At 66.1% G+C, this 17,765-nt stretch carries 16 protein-coding genes; 8 read left to right on the top strand and 8 right to left on the bottom strand.

Annotation, left to right across the window (positions count from 1 at the left end):
* Nucleotides 1–51: 51 nt before the first annotated feature.
* Nucleotides 52–1,950 carry an ATP-dependent nuclease gene (locus IEX71_RS07760; protein ID WP_188836381.1) on the top strand — a complete coding sequence of 633 codons (1,899 nt, stop codon included), beginning with the start codon at nt 52–54 and terminating at the stop codon, nt 1,948–1,950.
* Nucleotides 1,907–3,502 (top strand): UvrD-helicase domain-containing protein, encoded by a 1,596-nt coding sequence (locus IEX71_RS07755; RefSeq protein WP_188836380.1) that lies wholly within the window; start codon nt 1,907–1,909, stop codon nt 3,500–3,502. The genes IEX71_RS07760 and IEX71_RS07755 overlap by 44 nt, the downstream gene beginning before the upstream one ends.
* A 2-nt stretch (nt 3,503–3,504) precedes the next feature.
* Here the strand turns inward: IEX71_RS07755 and IEX71_RS07750 are convergent, their stop codons facing one another.
* The 3 genes from IEX71_RS07750 to IEX71_RS07740 form a co-directional block, all read right to left on the bottom strand.
* Entirely contained in the window at nt 3,505–4,617 is a 1,113-nt protein-coding gene (locus tag IEX71_RS07750) for a tyrosine-type recombinase/integrase (protein WP_188836600.1), read from the bottom strand.
* A gap of 402 nt (nt 4,618–5,019) precedes the next feature.
* Complete coding sequence (locus IEX71_RS07745; RefSeq protein WP_188836379.1) at nt 5,020–6,405, bottom strand: acetate and sugar kinases/Hsc70/actin family protein; 1,386 nt, start codon at nt 6,403–6,405, stop codon at nt 5,020–5,022.
* Between the two features lie 69 nt (nt 6,406–6,474).
* Nucleotides 6,475–6,777 carry a hypothetical protein gene (locus IEX71_RS07740; protein ID WP_188836378.1) on the bottom strand — a complete coding sequence of 101 codons (303 nt, stop codon included), beginning with the start codon at nt 6,775–6,777 and terminating at the stop codon, nt 6,475–6,477.
* 973 nt (nt 6,778–7,750) lie between these two features.
* On the opposite strand from IEX71_RS07740, the gene IEX71_RS07735 reads away from it, so the two are divergent.
* Nucleotides 7,751–8,254, top strand: coding sequence for an OsmC family protein (locus IEX71_RS07735; protein ID WP_188836377.1), 504 nt, complete (start codon nt 7,751–7,753; stop codon nt 8,252–8,254).
* Nucleotides 8,255–8,257: 3 nt separating this feature from the next.
* On the opposite strand, the gene IEX71_RS07730 is transcribed toward IEX71_RS07735, so the two are convergent.
* Nucleotides 8,258–8,683: a PNPOx family protein gene (locus tag IEX71_RS07730; RefSeq protein WP_229749559.1), complete on the bottom strand. Its 426-nt coding sequence runs from the start codon at nt 8,681–8,683 to the stop codon at nt 8,258–8,260.
* A gap of 76 nt (nt 8,684–8,759) precedes the next feature.
* Between IEX71_RS07730 and IEX71_RS07725 the strand changes: the two genes are divergently transcribed.
* Nucleotides 8,760–9,359, top strand: coding sequence for a hemerythrin domain-containing protein (locus tag IEX71_RS07725; RefSeq protein ID WP_188836376.1), 600 nt, complete (start codon nt 8,760–8,762; stop codon nt 9,357–9,359).
* Complete coding sequence (locus IEX71_RS07720; protein ID WP_188836375.1) at nt 9,356–10,066, top strand: polyamine aminopropyltransferase; 711 nt, start codon at nt 9,356–9,358, stop codon at nt 10,064–10,066. Before IEX71_RS07725 ends, IEX71_RS07720 begins: the two co-directional genes overlap by 4 nt.
* Nucleotides 10,067–10,088: 22 nt before the next feature.
* Here IEX71_RS07720 and IEX71_RS07715 read toward each other — a convergent pair whose 3' ends face one another.
* From IEX71_RS07715 to IEX71_RS07700, 4 genes are all read right to left on the bottom strand, one after another.
* On the bottom strand, nt 10,089–10,694 hold the full coding sequence (locus IEX71_RS07715) for a TetR/AcrR family transcriptional regulator (RefSeq protein WP_188836374.1): 606 nt from the start codon (nt 10,692–10,694) through the stop codon (nt 10,089–10,091).
* A gap of 833 nt (nt 10,695–11,527) precedes the next feature.
* Nucleotides 11,528–13,126, bottom strand: a complete 1,599-nt coding sequence (locus IEX71_RS22485; protein ID WP_229749596.1) for a threonine/serine exporter family protein — start codon at nt 13,124–13,126, stop codon at nt 11,528–11,530.
* A 33-nt stretch (nt 13,127–13,159) separates the two neighbouring features.
* Entirely contained in the window at nt 13,160–15,250 is a 2,091-nt protein-coding gene (locus IEX71_RS07705) for a chloride channel protein (RefSeq protein ID WP_188836373.1), read from the bottom strand.
* Nucleotides 15,247–15,813, bottom strand: a complete 567-nt coding sequence (locus tag IEX71_RS07700; RefSeq protein ID WP_188836372.1) for a MarR family transcriptional regulator — start codon at nt 15,811–15,813, stop codon at nt 15,247–15,249. The genes IEX71_RS07705 and IEX71_RS07700 overlap by 4 nt, the downstream gene beginning before the upstream one ends.
* Nucleotides 15,814–16,042: 229 nt before the next feature.
* Between IEX71_RS07700 and IEX71_RS07695 the strand changes: the two genes are divergently transcribed.
* From IEX71_RS07695 to IEX71_RS07685, 3 genes are all read left to right on the top strand, one after another.
* Nucleotides 16,043–16,681 (top strand): SCO family protein, encoded by a 639-nt coding sequence (locus tag IEX71_RS07695; protein WP_188836371.1) that lies wholly within the window; start codon nt 16,043–16,045, stop codon nt 16,679–16,681.
* A gap of 234 nt (nt 16,682–16,915) precedes the next feature.
* Complete coding sequence (locus tag IEX71_RS07690) at nt 16,916–17,320, top strand: VOC family protein (protein ID WP_188836370.1); 405 nt, start codon at nt 16,916–16,918, stop codon at nt 17,318–17,320.
* A 196-nt stretch (nt 17,321–17,516) separates the two neighbouring features.
* Nucleotides 17,517–17,756: a hypothetical protein gene (locus IEX71_RS07685; RefSeq protein WP_188836369.1), complete on the top strand. Its 240-nt coding sequence runs from the start codon at nt 17,517–17,519 to the stop codon at nt 17,754–17,756.
* Nucleotides 17,757–17,765 lie beyond the last annotated feature (9 nt).

Genomic DNA, 17,765 nt, shown 5'->3' with positions numbered 1-17,765 from the left:
GGCAGCGTAGGCGGAACGCTAGACGCTTCAATACCCGGAAGGTTCTCGGTATTGATCGGCGCAAACGGTTCTGGCAAGACGACGCTCAGCGAAGCCGCGTACCTGAGCCATAAGAGGGTATTTCCGCACGTGTCACGACCGATCGCGGCGACACTTGGCTATATGGACCGGCAGATCTCGGTCGAGTACTCGTTCGCCGATGACGACGACGCTGAAGGCCTCCTGGGGCAACGCATTCAGGCGCAAAGCGGCGTTGCCACCCCCGGAAACATCGCGGCCACCTGGGACCGTGCGCTTCACCGCGACATGGGGCGCGTTCGTGCTGAAACGATCGGGCTGAGCTCCGATGTAGAGGACGCGATCCGCCTGATCTATCTGCCTGCATGGCGAAACCCAATCGACGAGCTCGCTCGGCGAGAGACTCGAATCCTGGTGGAGCTCTTGCGCGCCCAGCAGCAGAACTTAGGCCGTGGCCGCGACCTGACCACGCTACGAGCTCGCGCGTCCGCGCTCTTAGATGCTCTTGCCCAGGACGGCATCCTTTCCTCACTAGAAGCGCGGGTTCGCATGCACCTACACGCGTTGTCGTCCGGGGTGAGTAAGAACTGGCCATACATCCGGGGTCAGGTCATCGATGACCGATACCTCGCGCGCGTACTGGAACTGATGCTGGCGACATTCGAGGGTCGAGAAAACGCGCTGCCTCTGGAAGCGGTCGGGCTCGGGTACGTAAACCTCCTCCACATCGCCGTCGTACTAGCCGCGATCCCCGACCTCACCCGCGCGGCTGCCGACACCTTCGTCGACGGCAGTGCAAAGTTGTCTTCGGACCCGCACCCACCTAACGGGCAGTCGACGCACGACGACGTAACCATCGAGCTCGACGATGCCGATGCTCGGATTGAGCAGGCCATCGCCGAGTCAGACAGTGCCGAGGACTCATTCTTCCCGGATGATGCATTTCACGTCACTGTGATCGTCGAGGAGCCGGAGGCCCACCTCCACCCGCAGCTACAACACTCACTAGTGCGGTACCTCAAACGCGAGGTCGAACAACGACCCGAACTACAGGTCATCTTGACGTCCCATGCCAGCGACATCATCTCATCCTGCGACCCGGAGGAACTCGTCGTCGTTCGCCGAAGCAAGTCAGACGAACACGTCGCTCGCAGCGTCAAGGACATACCGATGACGAACCGCGACGAAGTGCTCCGTAAGGCACGGCTGCACCTCGACGCAAGTCGATCTTCTGCATTGTTCGCCGAACGGCTTCTGCTCGTTGAAGGCGTCACCGAAGCAGCATTGGTCCGAGAACTTGGTTGGGTTTGGGCCAATGACGACCTGGACCGCCGAGCCTTCATCGACGCTCTGAGCATCGTCGCGATGGGCACCAAGGTTGGACCCTGGGCTGTCCGGCTGCTGGCGACCGCCGACCACGAACTATGCGCGCGCCTTGCTGTACTGCGTGACAGCGATATGCCATTCGAGGACTCCCCAATACAGCCCTCGTGGGCCGCAGCACACGATCCAGAGGTGGTTCGGGTCGAGCACAGCCACCCGACGCTCGAACCTGAGCTCACCAGGAGCAATGCGAAGTTAGTCGCTGGAGCGCTCGACGCTATGAATCTCACCTACACAGATCCCCTGACCCCCGAACAAGTCGCTGGACTCTTCTCCTCCGCCAGGAAGGCTAAGGCGGCCACGGACACCACACCAGCTGCAACTGCGGTCCCTGCAGGACCCGCTGCGGGACGCAAAGGCGAATTTGCGCTGGAATTCGCCGGTCTCGTGAAGGCCGCACGCACCGCTGGAGACCAGGTCCGTGTCCCTGAGCCACTGAACTCTTTGTTTGACTTCCTCTACAGCGGTTTGCAACCGACTCCAGAGCCAGCATCTGGCCCGCTGGATGACGGCCAAGCCGGAGAAGACGATGACGAGCTACTCACCTGAACACACGCCTGCCGCTCCTGGTCCAGATCCAACTTCAGGCGATGGACCCGGAGGTCTGACAGAAGAACAGCGGCTGGCCGTGGGTGCGCGAGTTCGTCGGCTCAATATCGAGGCGGGCCCCGGTACCGGCAAGACGACGGTGTCAGCGCGCCGGTTCGGCGTCGAACGGTTCGCCCGGGAGTATCGCGGCGATCCCCGAGCAGTCGTCGCGGTGAGCTTCACGCGCGCAGCCACCCACACGTTGGTGCGCCGCATCAGGCGCCTTTGGGGCTCCCACGCCATCCGATGGCCCCACCGCGTCGTTACCCTCGACACGGTGATGGTCGAGCTACTCCACGACCTGCTGCTGACAAAGCTTGTTGTGTGGCCGGGCGGACACACAACACTCGTCGTGGAAGATAGCTGGGCTTCCTACGGCACCAGAGTCCGGACGTTTGCCCAATACAAGCTAACGATATCCGGGGCCGAGGTCCAGATCGGGAGTGCCCGGCTTCACGCCGCTGCCTACACGGTGAACCCCAGCCGTTGCGCAAGTCTCATCCGGCAGGGCATATGCACTCACTCGGACGTGCGCCAGGTTCTCGCTTTGGCACTCCGTAGAGTCGAAGTTCGCGAGTACGCGCGAAAGCGATTCGCTTCGAGGTTTCGATCATTCATCGTTGACGAGGTGTACGACGCCAACGATCTTGATATCGACTTCATCGAACTCGCTGTCGACGGAGGGGTAAGCGTAACCCTCGTGGGGGACGACTGGCAGGCGCTCTACGTGTTCCGGGGCGCACGCCCCGAAGTCGTACCAGAACTGCTCAGTCGCCAAGGCTTTCGATCCCTCACGCTGACGCGTTCGTTTCGTTGGCGTTCCGAGGAACAGGCACAGCTCGCAGACGACCTGCGCGGCGGAATCGGAGTCACTCTTCCTGTTGTGCTTAGTGCCGACGTGCCGTGCCTCGATGTCGTCCTCTCACTCCGGTGGGCACCACTTTGGAATCTCGGTCCTGGGGTGCTGCCAATCGGATTCCAGTCGTTCAAGGGCGGCCCTGAGGAGGCCGCTGCGATTCTCGTCCTCAATCATGTGACGACGAGCATCTTCGGAACTGAGGCGACGTATGTTAAAGATGCTGTCACGTCCCTATCGATCGACGATGAAGACTTCTTTGTTAAAGCCAAGCCCCGGCTTCAGCAAATCGTGGACGTGCTAAGTTCGGACGGAACGGCAACGGCGAAACAGCAGAACGTGAAGACTGCCTATTCGCACTTGGGCGAGCTCCTCGCCGAGTTTTCACCACGAACCCTAAGGCCGGTCCGTGCCAACCACACCAACCGTCTGAGGGACATTCAGGCGCGTCTCTTGCATCCCGTGAGACCCGTCCCTGGTTTGACGGCTCACCAAGCGAAAGGAGCCGAGTGGAACTACGTCGGAGTCTGCCTGGCCGACGCGGAACGGGCGCTACTCCATCGAGGCCTGCACGTTGAGGGCGACAGCGACCGGAAACTGTACGTTGCCTGCACTCGCGCTTGCTTCAGCACGGCCGAGGTGGTCGTCTCATCGTGAACTCAATAGCCCGCCAGCTCTGACAGCTTCGCAGCGATCTCGGCGTCGCGGCCGCGGGCGACGTGCTGGTAGCGCATCGCCGCCTCGGCGGTGAGGTGCCCAAGCCGGTCCATCGTTTCCTTCGGCGTTGCGCCGGCCAGTGCGGCAAGCACAGCGCCGGTGTGGCGAAGATCGTGGATGCGCATATCGGGCCGGCCTGCGGCCTCCCGGGCCTTGAGCCAGTGGCGGCGGACGGTGTTGGAGTGGATCTGGCGGGTGTTGTCACCGACAGCCGGAAAGAGCAGCGCGTCGGTGCTTCGCCCGACGAAGCGCACAAGATGGGCGCTCACCACCTCGCCGATGTGGGGTGGCATCGACACGGAGCGTTGCTGGCCGTTCTTGGGCGTGCCGACGACCGGGGTGCTGTGATCCCAGGTGACGGCTCGCCGCACGTGGATGAGCCCCGCCTTAACGTCGACGTCCCCTCGACGCAGCTCTGCAAGCTCACCAAAACGAAGCCCGCACCACGCCGCGATGAGCACGAATGCCCAGTATCGGTGAGGCATTTCGTTCATCAGCGTCACGATCTCCTCCGGCGAAGCAGGGTCGATCGGGCGCTGCCGCTTGGCGATGCCGGCACTCCGGATCGTGCACGGGTTCTTGGCCAAGATGTCGTCTCGGACCGCCTCGTTCAGGATCGCGCGGAGCAGGGAGTACACGTGAGCGCGTTGAGTCGGTCGTGTCTGATCGAGCCCCGTGTACCAAGTGCGCACGACGGGCAGCGTGATGTCCCGCAGCGACATCTCCGCGAACGCCGGCAGGATGAAGCGATCCAACTGCCGCCGGTAGAGCGCACGCGTTCGCTGCTTGAGTTCGCGCTGCGCGAGCCAGGCTTCGGCGTACGGCCCGAATGCCTCGGTGGCCCGACGCACCTTCGCGCGCCTAGATCTCGCCGGCGACCACTCGTCGTTCTGGATGAGCCGGCGCTCGGCGGCGAGCCAGCCCTCGGCGTCGGACTTCGTCTGGAACGTCGACGGCGCACGGTGGAAGCCTTGGTCCGGACCCATGTAGTAGGCCTGGTAGCGACCGTTGGCCCGCTTTCGAATCGTCCCGAAGTCCCGCTTTGCCCGCGTCATACGGCGCCGCTCGCGGACACGTCGGGACATAATCCGGGCATAATTTGAGGTTCGTCGTGTCCTCTTGTGCCCATTACTCTCACGCGCTAGAGTCTACATCGCTGCAGGTCAGACGCCTGTGGTGCAGATCAGAGTGTTAGCCGAAGGCGGCGAGTGAACAGTTCAAATCCTGTCACCCCGACATAACGAAACCGCCGACTTGTCGGCGGTTTTCGTATGTCGGGAGACATGATGCTGGGAGCGCGTGCACGGTCCGACGAAGGAGGAGCGTCACGCGCGGCTCCTGTCACCACAACAAAATCATCCGCCGCCTTGCTGGGGGCGGATCTTTATCGGTGGACATGACGCCGGCGTGACCCCGACCAGGGGGCCACGCCGACGATTGCGCGAGATCGCGTCGGGCTACGCGCTGGCCTTCGCCCGCCGACGAGCGCTCCGCTCGCCGGCAGGCTCGCGTGCGGCGAGCTGCTCGACGTGCCGTGCCGCGATGTAGAGACCCTCACGGTTGAGGTGCCGCGAATACCGCGCATCCAGATACAGGACGGGGATGTCGCCGGCGACCTGCTGAAGGGCCGGCCGCAGCAGATGCTTGATCGGGCCCGACCCGCCGCCATAGACATAGACGACCTCGGTGGTCGCGCCGGCCTGGGCCACGACGTCCGCGAACCGGCTGGCGATCTCGGCCACCAGGTAACGGGCCTCGTCCTCAACGAAGCCGTTCGCCCTGCTGTACCGGCTGCGCTGCAGCACGGACGGACGCTGCTGCAGGAAGTCGGCCAGTTGCTTTCGGCTCGTGAATGCCAGCTGCTTGTCGGCCTCGCTCATGCGCTCCATCGCGTTCATCAGCGCTGTGCCGTATCCCTGCTCGAGCGTTACGGCCGCCTCGGCGTTGAACCGCCCATCGGTGAAGACGGGGAAGTTGACGGTGCCCTCGCCGACGTCGACGCCGATCGTGTTGCGCACACTGACCAGGTCGGCAGCGGTGACGCCTTCCGGCAGGGTGGCTGGATCGCTCGCCCGCAGGTCGTCCAGCAGTGCCTGCGCCAGCGGCTCACCTTTGTCGGTGATCGCAAACTGTGCCGACGCGCCTTCGGCGAGAACCTGTACGTCGATGAAACGCAGTCGCACCGTGACGGGGGTGCTGAAGTTCTTGATCGTCACTGAATGGACGACGGGCTTCTGGCCGCCGTGTACTCCCGCGAACTCGGCGGCGAACGTGTGGCGTCGCTGCACGTATTCGCTGATGGGCAGCGCCAGGCCGGCTCGCACGTCAACCTGCAGTTCGTGGTTGGGCAGCCTGCCGTGCGCGGCGACATAGTCGCGCAGCGCCTTCGCGGCAAAGACCCCCAGCACGAGCACCGCGCTCAGCTCCTGGTCGGCCTTCGAGCGCTTACCGAGCACCTCGAATTCGGTGAACTTGCTGCCACGCACCGACAGTGCCGACCGACCGAAGATCCTCCGGTCGGTGTGTCCGACCAGGGGGCTGGCCAGTGAGCAGTCCAGCCGGTTGTAGAAGTCGTCGGTGTCACCGGCTCCGGCCCCGCTGATCTCCGCGACGACGTCGGAGTCGGCAAGCGGCACCTTCGGAGTGGACCTGCTCGTCGAGACCACCGCCGACGGAAGGTCGATCTCGTCGAAGACGGCTTCGCCACCGACTTCGCCACGGATGACGCCCTTGACGTAGCCGTTTCCGACGTCGATGCCGCCGATCAGTGTCATCCCGTCGGCCGTGCCCACGCTGCTCGTGGTGGCCGCGTCCTTCGTGCTGCCGGGGCTGTGTTTCGCCATTCCTGATTCGTCCTTCTTCTTGGTTTGAATATGTTCGAGGAACGCCGGTCGGCACACCGGCTCAGATCGTCACTGCCGCGTACTGCTCATGATCTCGTCGATCGAATACTGCTTCTGAGGCTCCGGCACCTGCGCAGGCGCGTCCTTCCTCTTCGCACCCGCTCGCGAACCGCGGCGGGACTCACCCGTGTCCGACTCGTGGTCGTCACGTGAGTCCCGGGCCGGTGGGGCGGCGGCCTCACCGGGCTGAGGCGCCGTCGGAGTCGTATTCGTGGGTTCGGCCACCGGCCGGCCACGACGCGGCAACTGATCGACCGGCCGGGTCAGCACGTCCGTGTAGCCGTCGCGTTCGATGGCCGCGCGCACCAGCATGCGCAGCGATATCGAAGGGCTTTCCTGCACCTCGAGCCATCGCAAGACCGACGTGTCGGACGCCGGCACCGTGATTCGCAGGCGATGCGGCGGATCACTCCGCGAACGCGCGCTCATCCGGCGACCATCCACCGGGTCGTGGCGCCGGCCCCGCGGAGCCTCGCGCACACGTCGACATCACATGCCATGAAGTCGGGTTCCTCTCTGTGTTTCTCACGTTCACCATGTGCTCACACGTCACGGGCGACCCCAGCAGCCGTGCAACAAATGATCCGGAGAAGCCCAAGTAGGACCCACTGTCGATACTGCAGGAGGTCGCCCAAGTCCTATTCATATCGGATTTGCCGCGCGTGGGGTGCTTTTGGGTCCACTGGTGGCCTCAATGTGACCAAACCCGGCCCCGAACTCGATTTGCGGGCGGTTTTCGGGAAGTGAGCCCCGGTTTCGCGGCGTCCGGAGCCACCTCAATCCCCCTTGGTGCGAGCGCGCTCCAAGTGTGGCCTCGATGAGACCAGACTGGCACCTGAGTTGGACCTGATTGTGGCCAAGCATGTCCGTACATTCACCGCCGTGGCGCGTCCTTCACGCCCGCGATCAGTTGTCCGACACTCCATCCATGCCGCCCAATGTGCTTCTGGGGCAACACTTCTCGGTCGCGCAGACGTCCATTCCTCGTCACGGCCCTGTCACGGGTGATCGCACTCGCGAACGGGATTCGCCCGGAGCAAATCATTCGGTAATTGATGACGAGATCGTGCCGACTGTGGGCAGTCCATGGCGTTGCGCGCCATGGATCAACACCACACGACGACACAAGTTCCCAATCTTGTTTATTGCCAAGTTGATTGAGGTAGCTACGCCATACTTCTGAGCATTGGCGCCGGCCGTTCTTCCGGCGTGCCGGCGACCGGATCATCGATCGACTTCCCTACCGGTGCGCAGCCCGGAAACCTCTTCGCAGCAGAATGGACCCATGGATGCGCACGAACTTCGGGCCGCACAAGCCCCACTCAAGGAGCGCTACAAGCAGTCCGGCGCCGACGCCGCCACACCCGTCACCGCGACCGGTGACGGCAGTGGTCCGGCACCGACCTTCTCGGTGCGCCAAACCGGTGCGGTCACCCGGGCCGGGTTGCACGCGGCGACCGGCGGCGACGGATCGGATGCCTGCTCCGGCGACATGCTGCTGGAGGCGGTGCTCGCCTGCGCCGGCGTGACGCTACGCGCCGTGGCACTCGCGTCCGGCGTCGAGCTGCGCTCCGTCGAGGGCCGGGCGGAGGCCACCTTCGACGCACGCGGCACCCTCGGCGTCGACCGATCGGTGCCTGTCGGCATACAAGATCTGGCACTCGAGTTCGTCGCCGACACCGACGCGACCGACCAACAACTCGAACGACTGGGGAAGATGGCGGAGCGTTACTGCGTCGTCGGCCAGTCACTCGCCGAGCCGCCGGCCATCAGGGTGCGTCGCGCGTAGCGGTCACCGGCTCTGAGCGTCCCACCCAGTCACCCCGACGACCTGCAACACCAGCAGCCGAGCGAACGGCCGGTCGCGGTACTGCACGTAGGTCGCCGCCAACAGTTCGGCGAGCGAGTCGGTCAACGCGGCGCCGGTGTCGTCGCACCACCGTAGCTCGGCGCGGACCCACCACAGCCGCGACCAGTCGTCGCGATCCCACCGCTCGACGAGCAACGCCGCCCGAGGGTCGGCGTGCAGATTGCGCTCTCGCTGCAGCGGATTCGCCGACTTGGGCTTGATCGTGTCCACCGGTATGCCGACGTGGTCGCCGGTCATCGCGTAGACCACCGGCACCGCGTCCACCCCTCGTCGTGGGTGCACGGTGCTCAGAACGCCATGACTGTCCGTGGCCAGTCGCTCGCGTGCATCAGCAGACGTGAGTCTCACCGACCTCACGGTACGTGGCGACGGCCGGCTGCCGGGGCACCGTTCGTCATACCCACGAGCGGGGTAGCTTCGGGCCATGGACATCACCGAGATCATCCAGCAGCAGCACGACGAGCAGCGCCGTGGTTTCGCGATGCTCGAGGAGTGGCCACGCGACGACACCGACGGCCTGGCCGCGATGTGGCGCCGGCTCGCCATACTGCTGGAAAATCACGCCGAGGCCGAGGAACGCTACTTCTATCCGGAGCTGCTCAAGCTCGGCACCGGTGCTGCGGACGCACCGGACGCCGCCGAGGAGACCGACGACGCGATCGGCGACCACAACAACATTCGTATGGCGATCCGCAAGGCCGACCGCGCCAAGACCGGCACCGAGGAGTGGTGGACCGCCGTCACCGACTGCAACGTCTACAACAGCCGGCACATGGGCGAGGAGGAGCGCCAGGATCTGGCTGACTTCCGGCAGCAGGCCAGCCTGCAACTGCGCCACGACATCGCCATACAGTTCTTGCGCTTCGAGGCGATCAACGCAGCGGCCGGGATCAAGCCGATCGACAAGGACCCGGACGAATACGTCGACGACAACCAGCAGCACGGCGGCAAGGTCGCCGCGGCCAAGAAGTCGCCCGGTCCGACGCGCCATTCGAAGACGGCCAGCGAAGACGCGTCCGAGTGAGCACGCGTTTCGAAGAGCTCGCCTGGAGCGAGACACCGCGCGGCACGATCAGCCTGCGCCGTCGGCTGGAGCCGACGCTCAAGGTGGACGTCTATGAGGTGAAGCTCGACGAGGAGTTCCTCATGTCGAGCCTGTTCACGGTCGCCGAGGTAGAGCTCGCGCGACTCGGTCTCGCGCAGACTCAGGGCACCGATCTGGACATCGTCGTCGGTGGGCTCGGACTTGGTTACACCGCGCGAGCTGCGTTGGAAGATGAGCGAATTCGCTCGATGATCGTTGTCGACGCGATGCCCCAAGTGATCGACTGGCACGAGCGACAGCTGCTACCCGGCGCCGCGGAGCTCGTGCAGGATCCGCGCACCCGGCTGGTGCTCGACAACTTCTTCGCAATGGCAGCCTCCGATGCGGGCTTCGATCCGGACGCGCCCGGCCGCCGCTTCGACGCCATACTCTTGGACATCGACCACACGCCGCGCCATGTGTTGCACCCGGATCATGCCGCGTTCTACACGGCCGACGGGCTGCGCCAACTCACACAACACTTGAAGCCCGGTGGCGTCTTCGCGCTCTGGTCCGACGACCCGCCCGACGACGATTTCAACGCACTGTTGAGCGAGGTCTTCGAGTCGTCGGACGCGCACGTCGTGACGTTCGCGAACTTCCTGACCGGCGGCGAATCGGCCAACACCGTGTATGTCGCGCGCTGACCACGTTCGCGCGAGCGATGCGTCAGGCGGTCGACCTCGCAGGCCCGTCGGGCCGTAGCCCCGCGAGGTAGATCTCGGTCAGCCACTCCTCCTGACCGGGTTCCTTCGGCCCGCCCACGGGCAACGGTCGCGTCAGGGCCGCCAGACCGAGCATGAACCGGGTCGCGGTCACGTCAGCACGCAACGCGCCACCCTCCTTCGCTGCCTCGAGAGGACCGGACAGCGCGTCGAAGACCGCCGAACGCACTTGGTCGATCTCTTCCTCGAGGGCTTCGTTCGCGTCGGGCCGGTCGGCGATGATCTCGCTCGCCGCGGTCATGATCCCCGGGATGGTCGCCCCCGGCCGGAACGCCGCGAGCGCACGCACCAGCGCCGGCCAGCCGATTGCGGGATCCGTTGCCACCATGTCCCGGTGTCGCTCGATGAGGCCTACCACCTCGTCCCGCACGTTCACCGCGACCGCACGAATCAGGTCCTCCCGCAACGGAAAACGCCGATAGAGGGTGGCGATGCCGACCCCGGCCCCCTCAGCGACCGCGCTGAGCGGCACATCGCCGCCGCGTTCGGCGATCAGTCGACGCGCGGCGCTGACGATCGCCCGATGGTTCGCCGCGGCATCTGCTCTCATCCTCGATCCCTTCGATCTGCCCGCCGATTGCCTCGTTCTAAGTGAAGTATTACACTCCTTTTAACCGGAGTAAAATCATCCACTTAGGAGAAATCATGTCCTCAGGCGACGAGCACGGCAAAGGCCCTGCACTGCAACGCCCGGCACTGCAACGCCCGGCACTGACGATGTCCGCCCGGCTGGTCGGTGTCGTCGTCGGCCTCGCGGCGGCGGTGTCGGTCATGCTGCTGGCCTTCGCGCTGCCGAGCTCACATTCCGGAGCGCACGACCTGCCGTTGGCGGTGTCCGGTCCGAGTGCGAGCGTGCAGCAGCTGACCGCCGCACTCGACAAGGCCCATCCGGGCGCCTTCGAGGTCACCACGTACTCCGACGGCGCCGCCGTCTCCGACGCCATCGAGAGCCGCGACGCCATCGGCGGCATCTCCGTGACATCGCAGGGCGTGACCATTCGGACCGCGTCGGCGGCGGGTGCGCCATACGGACCGTTGCTGCACACGGTCGGCGCCGCACTGCAGGAGCAGAACCGGACCCCTGTCACGTATGCCGATGTCGTCCCCTACACCCAGGACGACCCGACGGGAGCCAGCTTCTCGGCGCTCGGGCTGCCGCTGGCCTTCGGTGGAATGATCTCGGCGGTGGTGCTGTCGACCCTGTTCCGCGACCGGATCGTGCTCCGTGTCGTCGGGAGCATCTCGTTCGCCATCCTCGCCGGGCTCAGTGTGACCGCGATCCTGCAGTTCTGGATCGGCAGCGTCGACGGCTCCTACTGGCTCACTGCCGCAAGCCTCAGCCTCGGCGTCGCGGCGATCTCGCTGACCGTGCTCGGTCTCGAGTCATTGCTCGGGTATGCCGGTCTGGGCGTCGGCGCTGTGCTGATGATGTTCGTCTCGAACCCGTTGTCCGGCATCTCCACCGGATCGGCGTGGCTGCCCGATCCATGGGGGACCGTCGGGCAGCTGCTGCCGATCGGTGCGGCGGGCGACCTGGTCCGCTCGACCGCCTTCTTCGATGGTGCTGCTGGCGCGGGATCGACTGCGGTGCTTGGCAGTTGGGTGATTCTCGGCCTGGGCCTGATGGCACTCTCCCGATGGCGCAGGCGTGCGGAGCAGCCGTCGAGCGTCCACCGCGAGCTGCAGCCGGTCGCGTAGTGCCCGACTCACTCCCCCGCCGGCCAGTCGACGGCGGTGCTGACCGTTGGCAGCGAACGAGCCGAGTGGTCGGCCGCACGCGCGATGATGGAGCCGATCAGCGTGCCCACAGCGATGGCGAGGAACGCTGAAAGTGCAGTCAGCAGACCTGCTCGTGCCGCTGCCGAATTCCACCTGCGAAGCGTTGAGCAGTCCGAACGAACCGGGCGCGACGATCAGGAACGCCGGCACGTAGGTGACGCGCCAGATCGGCGCTCCGGGCAACCAGGAGACAACGATCGCAGCGATCATCGCCGCGAGCGCGCCGGCGAAGCCGCCGATCTCCGGGTTGTAGATGTTCTGCAGGGGCACCTGAGTGCCGCCGGCTGCCACCATCACGACAGCGATCGCCACTGCGTGCTCGACGGGTGTGAAGAAGTGGATCATCAGGCCCAGCACACAGATCACCAGCCCGAGGACGGCGGCCCACCACGCCGGGTGCGTCCCGGTGCCGTTGGTCAGTGTGCTCACCGGTGTCGCAGTCAGCGCCGCCGCAGCCACCACCCCGGAGACGAAGAGCGCTATCTGCACTCCTCCGGAGACCAGTCGGGAGGTCCCGGCTGCTGCAGCCCCGGAGGCGATCTCGGTCAGTCCGATGACGATGGCGCTGCCCGGCAGCAGCACCGCGATGGCGGCGACGACGAGCCGCAACGGTCCGTCGACCCACCCTGCGTGGAAGGCGCCCAGCACCATCAGCGACGTGATGAATGCGGAGGCGACCGGCAGCAGCCGCGCCAGCGAACCCCACTGTCGGGTGAGCATCGTCAGGGTTGCGACGGCCAGCGAACAGGCAGCAACCACAAGCAGATTGACGATCGACGGTTGCAGGAGCAGACAGAGGCCGATGCCGATCGGTATGCCGCCCATGTCACCCACCCACCGCGGCCAGCGCGGCGGGGTCGCGCGGATCTCGTGCAGCCGCTGCAGCGCTGCCGGGACCGCTAGGCCGTGCGCCCGCAGGGCCGAGATGACGACCAGCACCTCGGAGGTCTGGTCCAGTCGCACCGCGCCGTCGACCGGCGCGAAGCTGACGCTGTCCATCGGCTCGAGACCGACGAAGAGGCCCGTCGGCAACGCGGCGACGGTGATGTCGGGGCAGCCGATCACCGGGCTGAGTGCCCGCAGCTCGTCCTCCACGTCGCTCGACGCGGCACCGCCGCCGAGCAACGCGGCGCCGACCTCGAGGAGCAGTCGCTTCCGCTCGTCGCCCTCGCCCGGGGCGTATGGCGCCGGCCCACTCGTCATACTCACGACGCGATTCTTCTCAATCCGCCGCGGTCAGTGTGTGCCCGGGTCGGCGGCGGTGGTGCGCTGGGCGGTGACCGCGTCCCCGTCGAAGAGCGGGCGTATGGCGTCCTGCTGGTCCGGCCGTACCAGGACGGTGACCAGGTCCCCGACTTCCAGATGCACCGCACCCAGCCCCAGGAGCATCGAGTCCGAGCGGCGCACCGCAATGACGATCACGCCGTCCGGCAGCACCTGCTCGTCGAGCCGGTGCCCGATCAAGGGCGAGCCCACTCCGACCTGAACATCCTGGATGCCCGCGCTGGAGGCGACTCGCGACATACGCCGGGCGTCCGAGCGGAGCACACGGTGGTAGGCCCGGACGATGTCGCTGAACGCGACGATGCCGTGCACCTGCCGCTGGTCGTCGAGCACGGTGAGCCAGTGCACGGTCGCCGGGAGCGCGTCGATCGCCTGGTCGAGCGTCGCTGATATGTCCGTCGACGGTGCGGTCGCGTCCACCTGTCGCCGTAGCGTGCCGTCGGGGTCCTTGCCTGCGGGCCCGACCAGGTCCGCCAGCGCCACCGTGCCGAGGAAGCGCTGCCGGGAGTCGACCACGGGCGCACCTGGAATGCCTTCTGTCGACAGGAGTTTCACGGCATCAGCCAGGTCATCGTCCTCGTGCAGCACCAGCCGTGGGACGGCCATCGCCTCCGACGCCGGCACCCGCCCGAGGAGCGGCAGCCCTTGTTTGAGACGCGCTGCAGCGGCTTCGTCCCGGTTGGCCAGCTGCGATCGGTAGATCGTCCGGTCGAAGTGCCGCACGATCAGGTAGGCGAGCCCGACCGCGATCATCGCCGGAGCGATGATGGTGAGGTTGCCGGTCATCTCCGCGACCATCAGCATGATCGCCAGCGGGGCCCGCGCGATGCCGCCGAAGCAGGCCATCATCCCGACGATCACGAAGGGCGCGGGGCTGTGCGGCACGCCGGGCGCGAAGGTTTCCAGCACCCGCCATACGGCCGCCCCGGTGAAGGCGCCGATCACCATGCCGGGGCCGAAAATGCCTCCCGAGCCTCCGGATCCGATCGACAGGGCGGTCGCCACGATCTTGGCCAACGGCAGCGCCAGGATGATCCACAGCGGTATGCCGAGCAGCCCATCTCGGGTCAGCGATATCTGCACCCATCCGTAACCGGTGCCCAGCACCTGCGGGATGGCCAGTGCGATCAGACCGACCAGCAGCCCACCGATGGCCGGCTTGACGATGGTGCTGCCGGGCAATCGCTTCACAGTGTCAGCGAACCCGTAGAACGTTGTGCTGTAAGCCAATCCGACCAGACCGGCAACGATGCCGATCACGGCGAACCAGACCAATTGGAGGGGCTGGTCGAAGTGGTATCCGGCAGCGGCATACCCGAACATCGGCGAGAAGCCCTCGGCGAACCCGAAGACCGTGTAGGCGACGACCGAGGTGACCAGGCCGGGCACGAGCGCTTCGACCTCGAAGTCGTCCTTGTAGACGATGTCGGCTGCCAGCACGGCGCCGCCGAGCGGTGCGCCGAAGATGGCGCCGATGCCCGAACCGATGCCGACCGACACCGCGATGCGGCCGTCCTCGGCGGTGAGGTCCAGCGTGCGCGCGAGCAGCGAGCCGAAGCCGGCAGAGATCTGGGCCGTCGGCCCCTCTCGCCCGCCGGATCCGCCGGATCCGATGGTCAGCGCCGAGGTCACCATCTTGACCACCACTGCGCGCGCCCGGATCATCCGCGGATTGCGGTGCACCGCATCGATCGCCGCGTCGGTGCCGTGCCCCTCCGCCTCCGGCGCGAGGTTGGTGACCAGCAGTCCGGACAGCAGCCCGCCGAGCGCCACCACCAGCGGGATAGCCCACCAGCGGGTGAAGTGACCGTCGCCGCGGGCGCCGCCTTCCACGGCGGCGGCCGGCACGGTGTAACCGCCGATGCCCTCCAGCAGCAGATGTCCGGCGGCCTGTAGGGCCAGGTAGAACGCGATGGCGCCGAGTCCGGCTATGACACCGATGACCGCACCGAGCACGACCCACTTCTGCAGGTAGCTCGCTCGTCGGACCCACCCGCCGGCTGCGGCGCCGACCGAACGCAGTTGTGTCTGAACGACGGTCATCGAGTGCGCTGCTCCTTGCCGTCCGTCGAGGAGTGCAGCCGCCGCGAGGCGCGGGTGCGATCGCTGCCGTGCGCTGCCTGCACCAGGGCGCCGAGCGAGGTCGCAAGATCGGCCTGCGCCTCCGGTGAGATGCTCTTGATCAGTCGGTTGATCTCCCGCTTCCGTCGCCGGGTGCTCTGTGCGATCAGAGCGCGGCCCTCGGCGCGCAGGGTGAGCGTCATCTGACGGCGGTTCGCGCTGTCCACGGTCCGGTCGACGAGCGCTTTGGCGACGAGCCGGTCACACATACGGGTCGCGGTCGAGGGCACCACACCGAGCGCCTCGGCCAACTCGGCAACCGTCATCGACCCGTGTATGTCGATCAGCACCAGCGCGCGGAACTGCGGCAGCGTGACTTCCGGCTCGAGGTTCGCCAACGCGCCGGCGGCGACCGCGACGAAGACCCGGTTCGCAGCAAGAACCGCATCGACGACGTCCGCCTGACCGGCCAGCATGCTTGCGGTCTCATCGTCGGCGAGCTCCGCGACGATGGACTCGGTCAGGGTGGTCGGGTCGTCAGCCATGCTGGAGAGCATAGAGCAACTGTTGCAGTATGCACGAAACATTGACCCCCAGCCGATGATCAGCCAGCCGTGTGACCATCGCTCAATGCATCGATTGCATACAGCACTGATCGGATCCGTCATCGTGCTCAGCCTCGCTGGGTGCTCCTCCGGATCAACACACGATCCGGTGAGCGCGGGCACCCCGTCAGCATCGTCGTCCTCGTCACTGGGCCGCATTGGTACGCCGATGAATTCATCGATCCCGAAGTCGGTCCGCGACCTCTCGTTCACCGCGAGCGACGGCAAACAGGTCAGCCTTGCCGACCTCACCGGTCGCATCGTCGTGCTTTCGGACGTGATGACGTTGTGCCAGGAGACCTGCCCGATCGACACCGCGACGGTGGTGCAGACAGCTCGCGCCGAGGAGCACCCCGCATCCGGGAAGTCACCGGTGTTCATTTCGCTGACCGTCGACCCGGGCAGGGACGGCACTGCGCAGTTGAGCGCTTACCGCCACCTCTTCACCGGTCCGCCGTCGAATTGGCAAGCCTGGACCGGTAGTTCGAAGAACGTCAACGCACTCTGGGACTACTTCGGCGTATGGCGCAAACGGGTCGCCAACGGTCCCGGCCCCGCTCCGCGCAACTGGCGCACCGGGGCGCCGCTGACCTACGACGTCCAGCATTCTGACGAGGTGTTCTTCCTCGATGCGTCCGGTCGCGAGCGATTCGTGCTGGAAGGCACGCCATACGCACCGGGCGGGACGGTGCCCAAGACCCTGCGCGACTTCATGAACGACGAGGGCAGGAAAAACCTGCGCTCGCCGAAATCGACCGCCTGGACCGAGGCACAGGCCGAGACCGTGTTGCGTTGGCTGCGCCGATGACCGATGGCCGGTCCGCCGCACGAACTTCTTCAGCTGCCGAATCGCGTCGTTCCTACTGCACAACCTGCGCTGAGCGCGTTCCAGTGCGTCACCCTCCGAGAGGGCAGCGGATGTCGCGAGACTTCAACTCTCGCAGCATCTATCGACCATTCGACGATCACGGTTTCTGTTGCCGGCACCCGGCCAGGGGCGCTCCCCCGGATCTCCGGACGAGCTGCCGCTACCGTGCACCGCATGACGAACCCGGTCCACCACATCGAGCTCTGGACGACCGACCTGCAACGCACCGGTGCTTCGTTCGACTGGCTGCTCACACGCATCGGCTGGCACGAGGACGTCGACGCCGCCTGGCCCGAGGGTCGCGTATGGCGCTGCGCCGGTGCGCCATACATCGTGCTGGAGCAGTCACCCGCGGTGAACGGTCCACACGACCGGATGCGCGCCGGCCTCAACCATCTCGCCCTGCGAGCCCCTGACCGCGGCACCCTCGACCGCCTACGCGAAGACTGCCAGGTCAATGGTTGGCACGAACTCTTCGCCGATCGGTACCCCCACGCTGGCGGCCGCCAGCACACCGCGCTGTTCATCGAGAACGACGAAGGCTTCGAGTGCGAGATCGTCGTCGACACACCGGACTGAGCCGCGCCGTGAGACAGATCCGGCTCGGCGTAACGCGTGAGGGCAGCGCCATACCCGCGGTGGCCTGGCTGCCTGAAACACCTGCGCCCGTCGCGGCGCCCGCTACGGCATACCGACGTGTGCGGCGCTCGGATCACGGCTCCGCGTCGCTGTGTTCGGGAAGTTCGGACTCCACTGCGGCGGAGGCATGCAGCGCATGGCAGCCGACAACCTCATCCGCGACTCGGCCGACGCCATCACCGCCCCGGCTCTGCTGCACGTGCCGTGGGACGACGAGGTCTTCCCCAGGGCCGGACAGTTCGAGCTCTTCGAACTGATCCGTTCACCCGAGAAGGTGCTCCACGCACGACCCGGTCTCCACGGATCGAACCACCCCGAGGATGAGGCGCTCTGGTGCCAGTTCCTGGCACACCACCTGTCCGGCACCGGGACCTGAGCCGGTCCG

Origin of the sequence: Flexivirga endophytica, assembly GCF_014640635.1 — a bacterium.
Taxonomy (GTDB): Bacteria; Actinomycetota; Actinomycetes; order Actinomycetales; family Dermatophilaceae; genus Flexivirga; species Flexivirga endophytica.
This window is presented reverse-complemented; position numbering and strand designations above follow the sequence as displayed.

Bases quoted from the DNA above. Each gene is read 5' to 3' on its own strand.
- IEX71_RS07755 (WP_188836380.1), top strand. From the start codon at position 1,907: ATGACGGCCAAGCCGGAGAAGACGATGACGAGCTACTCACCTGAACAC.
- IEX71_RS07750 (WP_188836600.1), bottom strand. From the start codon at position 4,617: ATGACGCGGGCAAAGCGGGACTTCGGGACGATTCGAAAGCGGGCCAAC.
- IEX71_RS07745 (WP_188836379.1), bottom strand. From the start codon at position 6,405: ATGGCGAAACACAGCCCCGGCAGCACGAAGGACGCGGCCACCACGAGC.
- IEX71_RS07740 (WP_188836378.1), bottom strand. From the start codon at position 6,777: ATGCTGGTGCGCGCGGCCATCGAACGCGACGGCTACACGGACGTGCTG.
- IEX71_RS07735 (WP_188836377.1), top strand. From the start codon at position 7,751: ATGGATGCGCACGAACTTCGGGCCGCACAAGCCCCACTCAAGGAGCGC.
- IEX71_RS07725 (WP_188836376.1), top strand. From the start codon at position 8,760: ATGGACATCACCGAGATCATCCAGCAGCAGCACGACGAGCAGCGCCGT.
- IEX71_RS07715 (WP_188836374.1), bottom strand. From the start codon at position 10,694: ATGAGAGCAGATGCCGCGGCGAACCATCGGGCGATCGTCAGCGCCGCG.
- IEX71_RS22485 (WP_229749596.1), bottom strand. From the start codon at position 13,126: ATGACGAGTGGGCCGGCGCCATACGCCCCGGGCGAGGGCGACGAGCGG.
- IEX71_RS07705 (WP_188836373.1), bottom strand. From the start codon at position 15,250: ATGACCGTCGTTCAGACACAACTGCGTTCGGTCGGCGCCGCAGCCGGC.
- IEX71_RS07700 (WP_188836372.1), bottom strand. From the start codon at position 15,813: ATGGCTGACGACCCGACCACCCTGACCGAGTCCATCGTCGCGGAGCTC.
- IEX71_RS07695 (WP_188836371.1), top strand. From the start codon at position 16,043: ATGAATTCATCGATCCCGAAGTCGGTCCGCGACCTCTCGTTCACCGCG.
- IEX71_RS07690 (WP_188836370.1), top strand. From the start codon at position 16,916: ATGACGAACCCGGTCCACCACATCGAGCTCTGGACGACCGACCTGCAA.
- IEX71_RS07685 (WP_188836369.1), top strand. From the start codon at position 17,517: ATGGCAGCCGACAACCTCATCCGCGACTCGGCCGACGCCATCACCGCC.